The following is a 6,682-nucleotide window of genomic DNA, read 5'->3' on the forward strand; positions in this document are numbered from 1 at the left end:
GACCATGAAAAACGAGACCGGCCGAGTGGTCGGTCTCGAGAGGCGAATCAGGACAGTCTAGGGAATCCAGCAGTCGTGGATCAAGCCGGTGACGCCACGGGTCGTGGTCGTCACCTCGGTGCTGACACTGCGGGTGCGCTGCTCGGACGGGGCGAGGGTGATCTCCTTCCAGCCCACGATCGAGTAGCTCTTGTCGAGGACCTGGACGGCGCACTTCGCCCGGACACCCGGGTCGACGGAGACCTGCGAGTGCACGACCGTGCTGTGCTGGGAGAGGACCTCGTACCCCACGACGTCGTCGGTCAGGCCGCGGTCGGACTGGTCGAGACCCGCCCAGATCACCCAGGCGGCGAAGACCACGACCACGGCGATGGCGGCGGTGATCGCGACGGCCTTGCTGCGGCGCGCGCGGGCCGGGGTGCGGCCGTAGCGGTCGTCGAGGGTGGCGGTGTAGTGCTGTTCGGACAGTTCGGGGCTCCCGGGGTGATTATCCTGATCCCAGGGTAGTTCACGCGTCGCTGTGCACTTCCCGTCCCCGCTCGTCCTCCGCTCGCCCACGCTCACCCACGTGAGGAAGTCCCGTGCCGTACCGCTTGCTGGCCGTCCACGCCCACCCCGACGACGAGTCGAGCAAGGGGGCGGCGACCGTGGCGAAGTACGTGGCCGAGGGGCACGAGGTACTGGTCGTGTCCTGCACCGGGGGCGAGGCCGGCGACATCCTCAACGACCAGCTCGGCGAGCCCGCGACGAGCCGCGCGCACCGCGACATGGCCGGGTACCGCCGCGGTGAGATGGCCGCCGCGCAGGCAGCCCTCGGCATCGACCACCTGTGGCTCGGCTACCACGACTCCGGACTGCCCGACGCCGAGAAGGGCGAGACCGTCCGACCCGGCACGTTCTCGACCGTGCCGCTCGAGTACAGCACCGAGGCGCTCGTCCGGGTGATCCGCCGGTTCCGTCCGCACGTGCTCGTCACCTACGACGAGAACGGCGGCTACCCGCACCCCGACCACATCCGCACGCACGAGGTGTCCGTCGCCGCCTGGGCAGCCGCGGCCGATCCCGCTGCGTACCCCACGGCCGGCGAACCGTGGTCGATCGCCAAGCTCTACTACGAGCGCACGATGAACCCGCGCCGTTTCCGGACGATCTTCGAGGCGCTGCAGGACCGCGACCCGGACAGCCCCGCGATCGAGCAGCTGCGCGAGTGGGTCGAGCGGTTCGCCGACCGGCCCGACCTCGCGACCACGCACGTCGACGTGCACGAGTACTTCGACCAGCGCGACGCCGCGCTCCGTGCCCACGCCAGCCAGGTGGCACCGGACAGTGCGTTCTTCTACTGGCCGAACGACCTCCTGGCCACGGTGTGGCCGACCGAGGACTACCAGCTCGTGGAGGCCCGCGTGCCGACCGAGCTCCCGGAGACCGATCTGTTCGCCGGGATCCCTGCCGACAAGGAACCGACCCCGTGAGCTCCATCGCGGCGGCACTCGCCGCCACCCCCAGTCCCAGCCCCAGCGTCGTGCCGGACGTGAACGTCACCCCCGGTGTCGTCGGGTTCATCGCCATCGCGCTGGTGGCGATCGCGACGATCGTCCTGGTCGTGGACATGACCCGGCGCATCCGCCGGACGCGCTACCGGTCGGAGATCCGCGAGCGTCTCGAGGCGGAAGCGAACGGCACCGCGGTCGACGGTCCGGCGACGGACGAGTCGGAGCGGCGTGCGGCCGAGGACGGCCGGGCCGACGTCGGGGACGACACCGAGCGCGGTTGACCCGCTAGCGCCTGACGGAACCGGGCGTACCTGGGCGGATCGGGCGTACCTGGTCGAAAGTTCCGGGTGAGTACGCCCGGAACGACCAGGCATCGCGCGCGTTATGGGAAGGAACGTGCGACCGTCAGCGCACCGGGTCCAGGGCGACGATGAGCACGCCGACCCACTGCGCGCCGAAGGCCACGACCGTCAGGGCGTGGAACACCTCGTGGAAGCCGAACTGGGTGGGCACCGGGTTCGGCCGCTTGAAGCCGTAGACGAGCGCGCCGATGATGTACGCGACACCGCCGGACAGGATGAGCACGGTCATCGGGACGCTCGCCGCGAAGAACTGCGGCAGCAGCCCGAGCGCCGCGCAGCCGAGCACCAGGTAGATCGGCACGTACAGCCACCGGGGCGCGTTGATCCACAGCACCCGGAAGGCGATGCCGAGGGCGGCGCCGGACCACATCACCCAGAGCACGACCACCATCAGGGTGTGCGGCAGTGCGCAGATCGCGATCGGCGTGTAGGTGCCGGCGATGAGCAGCAGGATGTTCGTGTGGTCGATGCGCTTGAGCACCGCCTTGACGGTCGGCCCCCACGGGAACCGGTGGTACGTCGCGGAGACCCCGAACATGGCGAGCGACGTGGCCATGAACACCGCGCTGCCGACCTTCGCCGCGGTGCTGTCGGCCAGGGCGATGAGGACGATGCCCATCGCGATGGCGAACGGGAACGCACCGAGGTGGATCCACCCGCGCCAGGCGGGGCGGGTGTCCTCCGTGGTCGTCGCGGCCTCTTCGGTGAACGGGACGTGGGGGAGGGTGGCGGTCTCATGCTCGTCCTGCATGTGCCGACTGTAAGCCCCGTGCCCGAACGGATGCCACGAGTTCTGGGGGAGCCGCACTCGGGACGCTCCGACCGACGGTGCACTACGCTCGGTGCGTGACCGGCAGGGTGGGATGGGCAGGACGAGGGATCCTCTACCGCGCCTACCAGAGCCGCATCCGCCGCCAGATCGAGGGCAGCGCGAAGCCGAAGCACGTCGCCATGATCGTCGACGGCAACCGTCGGTGGGCGAAGCAGCTCGGGCTCGAGTCCGCCGCGCACGGCCACCGCGCCGGCGCCGCGAAGATCCCGGAGTTCCTGACCTGGTGCGACGAGCTCGGCATCGAGGTCGTGACGCTCTACCTGCTCTCCGCCGACAACCTGACCGGACGTGCCGGAGCGGAACTCAGCGAGCTCGTCGGCATCATCGGCGACCTGGCCGGGGTGCTCGCCGACACCACGGACTGGCGCGTCCAGCACGTCGGGTCGAACGAGGGGCTGCCCGATTCGCTCGTGTCCGCGCTCGCGCAGGCCGAGGAGCGCACCGCCGGCCGGACCGGACTCCACATCAACCTGGCCGTCGGGTACGGCGGACGCCGCGAGATCGCCGACGCCATGCGCAGCATCGTGGAGTCGCACGGCGCGGGTGGCGGCACGATCGACACCCTGGCCGAGGTCCTCACCCCCGAGCTCATCGGCGACCACCTGTACACGCAGGGACAGCCCGACCCCGACCTGGTGATCCGGACCTCGGGCGAGCAGCGGCTGTCCGACTTCATGCTGTGGCAGAGCGCGCACAGCGAGTTCTACTTCGTCGAGGCGCTCTACCCCGACCTGCGCGAGGTCGACTTCCTCCGCGCCGTCCGCGACTTCGGGCTGCGGTCGCGACGCTTCGGCGGCTGACGCTTCCTCGCTACTGCGCGGATCGGCCTGGGTTCGCTGACGTTCAGTGATCCCAGTAGGCTCTCAGGGTTCGACACTGTGAAAGGTGCACCCCTGTGAACATCGACGAGTACGCCGCCGGCTTCTCCGAGGATCCCGGCTACCTCGACCACGCTGCGTTCGGCCCCGTGCAGACCGCCGTGCTCGAGGAGCAGCGCGTGCTCGGCACGATCCAGGAGCACATGCGCTTCGGCGCCATGGAGACCCTCGACGAGCAGGACGCCCGAGTCCGCACGGTCGCCGCCCGCTTGGTCGGTCGCCGCGAGGACCAGGTCGTCTCGCAGACCGCGACGACGCCCGGCCTGCTGCACACGGCCTTCGGCCTGACCGGCGGCGTGCTGGTGTCGGCCGACGAGTACCCTTCGCTGCCGCTCGCGCTGGCTAGCGCCGCCTCGGCGACCGGCGGCCGGGTCCAGCCGGTCGTCATCGAGTCCGGTGCCGGGTGGATGACCCCCTCGCTCATCCAGGAGCGCCTGACCGACGACGTGACGGCCGTGGCGGTGTCGCTGGTCGACTGGCGCACCGGCTACCTGGCCGACCTCGCCGGCATCCGCGAGGTCATCGGCGACCGCCTGCTGATCCTCGACGCGATCCAGGGCTTCGGAGTCGTCGACGCCCCCTACGAGATCGCGGACGTCGTCGCGACCGGCGGCCAGAAGTGGCTGCACGCCGGCTGGGGCACGGGCTTCACCGCCTTCAGCGACCGCGCCCTGAACCGCCTGCGTCCGGCGCTGTCCGGCCCGCACGGCACCACCGGCTGGCCCGTGGACGTCCCCGCCGTGCGCCCGGGTGCCGCCGGGTACCAGATGACCCGCATCGACCCCATCGCGCAGGCCCGCCTCGCGGTGTCGCTGGACCGGCTGACTGCCGTCGGTGTCGCCGCCGTGCAGGAGCGCGTCACCGAGCGCGTCGAGCGCGTGTTCGCGATCGCGGACGAGTTCGGGCTCGAGGTCGAGTCCAGCCGCGACCCGCGCGAGCGCGCCGGCATCGTCGTGCTGCGGCCGGCCGAGGGGCGCCTGACCGCGCTGTCCGCGGCGCTGCACAACCACGGCGTGACCGCGACGACGCGGCTCGGCGTCGCGCGGGTGTCGGTGTTCGCCTCGACGACGGACGAGACGCTGGACATGTTCCGGGACGCCTGCGTCTCGTACGCCACGCTGCAGTAGCGCGCGTCAACAGGCGGACGGGAGGCGCGGGGCGGTGCCCCCACGGGCCTCCCCTCTGTCGAGTGGTCGCGAACTGTCGGCTCGCGCGGTCGCAGCCGACAGTTGGTGACCACTCGACGCCGTCCGCGCGACGAGTCGCGACCAACGGGCGGCCTGGAGGCGCGGTGCCCGGCCGCCACGGGCCTCCTGTCGGCCACCCGCGAGGGTCACGACGCACCGCGCACGTCCGCCGACTGGTCACCGTCTGTCGGGCGGCACAGCCGCAGCCCACAGCTCGCGACCGGTCAACTGCCGGAGTCACGTTGTTCACGTGACCGTAACGCCGGAAACCGCGTGTCGCTGGCGGGGTGTCGGAGGGCGGACGTACGTTGTCCCCATCGGGCACCGCGCCCGATCGAAGCGGCCACAGTCGGTGCTTCGGGACCCGCTCCACGGCCGCGTTCGAGGACATGGACCGGGCTGCTCGCGGCCCGGGGATGGAGTGGTCGTGACCTCTCAGAACGTCTCTCGCGGAACCCAGCACCAGCACACCGCGGACTCGTCCACGTCGGTCGCCCAGCGCACGTACGTGCTCGACACATCGGTGCTCCTCAGCGATCCGCGGGCCTTGTTCCGCTTCGCCGAGCACGCGGTGGTCCTGCCCGTCGTGGTCGTCAGCGAACTCGAGTCGAAGCGCAACGACCCGGAGATCGGGTACTTCGCACGGCAGGCCCTGCGGCTGCTGGACGAGATGCGCATCGAACACGAACGGCTCGACTTCCCGATCGCGCTCGGTGACGGCGGTTCCTTCCGCGTCGAGCTGAACCACTCCAACCAGTCCGTCCTGCCGTCCGGGCTGCAGCTCGGCGACAACGACTCCCGCATCCTCGCCGTCGCCTCGAACCTGCAGAACGACGGGCTCGACGTGGTCGTCGTGTCGAAGGACCTGCCCCTGCGCGTCAAGGCGTCGTCGATCGGCATGGCGGCCGAGGAGTACCGCGCCGAGCTCGCGGTCGACTCCGGCTACACCGGCATCGCCGACCTGCAGGTCTCGGGCGAGCAGATGGCCGACCTGTACGAGAAGGAGGAGATCCGCTCCGTCCAGCTCGACGGCGTGCCGGTCAACACCGGTGTCGTCATCCACTCCGAGCGCGGTTCGGCCCTCGGTCGCGTGCACACCGCCGGTTCCGTCGCCCTGGTCCGTGGCGACCGCGAGGTCTTCGGGCTGCGCGGCCGGTCCGCCGAGCAGCGACTTGCGATCGACGCCCTGCTCGACTCCGAGATCGGCATCGTGTCCCTGGGCGGCAGCGCCGGCACGGGCAAGTCCGCGTTGGCCCTGTGCGCCGGGCTCGAAGCGGTCCTCGAACGGCAGCAGCACAAGAAGATCATGGTGTTCCGGCCGCTGTACGCCGTGGGTGGCCAGGACCTCGGGTTCCTGCCCGGTGACGCCGGCGAGAAGATGAACCCGTGGGCGCAGGCGGTCTACGACACCCTCGGGTCGGTGGTGTCCGACAACGTCCTCGACGAGGTGATCGAACGCGGCTTGATCGAGGTCCTGCCGCTCACGCACATCCGCGGTCGGTCCCTGCACGACGCGTTCGTGATCGTCGACGAGGCACAGTCGCTCGAACGGAACGTGCTGCTCACGATGCTCTCCCGCATCGGGCAAAACTCACGCGTGGTGCTCACCCACGACGTCGCGCAGCGCGACAACCTGCGGGTCGGACGGCACGACGGCATCGCGAGCGTCATCGAGCGGCTGAAGGGCCACCCGCTGTTCGCCCACGTCACGCTGACCCGGTCGGAGCGCTCCGCGATCGCTGCCCTCGTGACGGACCTGCTGGACTCGCCCGACCTGGTGTAGCGCCCGGCCGTTCCCCACATGCGAAAGCGACAGATCTCCGCGAACAGTTCGCGGTGGATTCAAGTGGTCGGTGCAACACCGCCTGTCAGTGACGCCGAGAGTAGCTCGTCGAGAGCTTCTCTCGGCGTCATGGCGTCGAGGCGTTTG

The 6,682-nt window shown here is 70.5% G+C and carries 7 protein-coding genes; 5 read left to right on the forward strand and 2 right to left on the reverse strand.

All coding sequences use genetic code 11. The features are described 5' to 3' along the window. Positions 1 to 57 precede the first annotated feature (57 nt). Positions 58 to 558: a DUF4307 domain-containing protein gene (locus tag EDF23_RS16285; protein ID WP_165901165.1), complete on the reverse strand. Its 501-nt coding sequence runs from the start codon at positions 556 to 558 to the stop codon at positions 58 to 60. 23 nt (positions 559 to 581) lie between these two features. On the opposite strand from EDF23_RS16285, the gene mca reads away from it, so the two are divergent. Further along, positions 582 to 1,472 (forward strand): mycothiol conjugate amidase Mca, encoded by an 891-nt coding sequence (gene mca / locus EDF23_RS16290; RefSeq protein ID WP_131922343.1) that lies wholly within the window; start codon positions 582 to 584, stop codon positions 1,470 to 1,472. After that, entirely contained in the window at positions 1,469 to 1,774 is a 306-nt protein-coding gene (locus tag EDF23_RS16295; RefSeq protein WP_123294745.1) for a hypothetical protein, read from the forward strand. Before mca ends, EDF23_RS16295 begins: the two co-directional genes overlap by 4 nt. 124 nt (positions 1,775 to 1,898) lie before the next feature. On the opposite strand, the gene EDF23_RS16300 is transcribed toward EDF23_RS16295, so the two are convergent. Next, positions 1,899 to 2,606 carry a hemolysin III family protein gene (locus EDF23_RS16300; protein ID WP_123294746.1) on the reverse strand — a complete coding sequence of 236 codons (708 nt, stop codon included), beginning with the start codon at positions 2,604 to 2,606 and terminating at the stop codon, positions 1,899 to 1,901. Positions 2,607 to 2,701: 95 nt separating this feature from the next. Here EDF23_RS16300 and EDF23_RS16305 point away from each other — a divergent pair, with 95 nt between their 5' ends. The 3 genes from EDF23_RS16305 (at position 2,702) to EDF23_RS16315 (ending at position 6,535) form a co-directional block, all read left to right on the forward strand. Continuing rightward, positions 2,702 to 3,487, forward strand: coding sequence for an isoprenyl transferase (locus EDF23_RS16305; RefSeq protein ID WP_173170760.1), 786 nt, complete (start codon positions 2,702 to 2,704; stop codon positions 3,485 to 3,487). 95 nt (positions 3,488 to 3,582) lie between these two features. Continuing rightward, positions 3,583 to 4,692: an aminotransferase class V-fold PLP-dependent enzyme gene (locus tag EDF23_RS16310; RefSeq protein ID WP_111084809.1), complete on the forward strand. Its 1,110-nt coding sequence runs from the start codon at positions 3,583 to 3,585 to the stop codon at positions 4,690 to 4,692. Positions 4,693 to 5,173: 481 nt separating this feature from the next. Beyond that, the gene (locus tag EDF23_RS16315) at positions 5,174 to 6,535 is read left to right on the forward strand and encodes a PhoH family protein (RefSeq protein WP_173170762.1); all 1,362 of its coding nucleotides are present in this window, start codon (positions 5,174 to 5,176) and stop codon (positions 6,533 to 6,535) included. The last annotated feature ends 147 nt before the right edge of the window (positions 6,536 to 6,682 follow it).

The sequence above is a fragment of the Curtobacterium sp. PhB128 genome (assembly GCF_004340725.1).
GTDB lineage: Bacteria > Actinomycetota > Actinomycetes > Actinomycetales > Microbacteriaceae > Curtobacterium.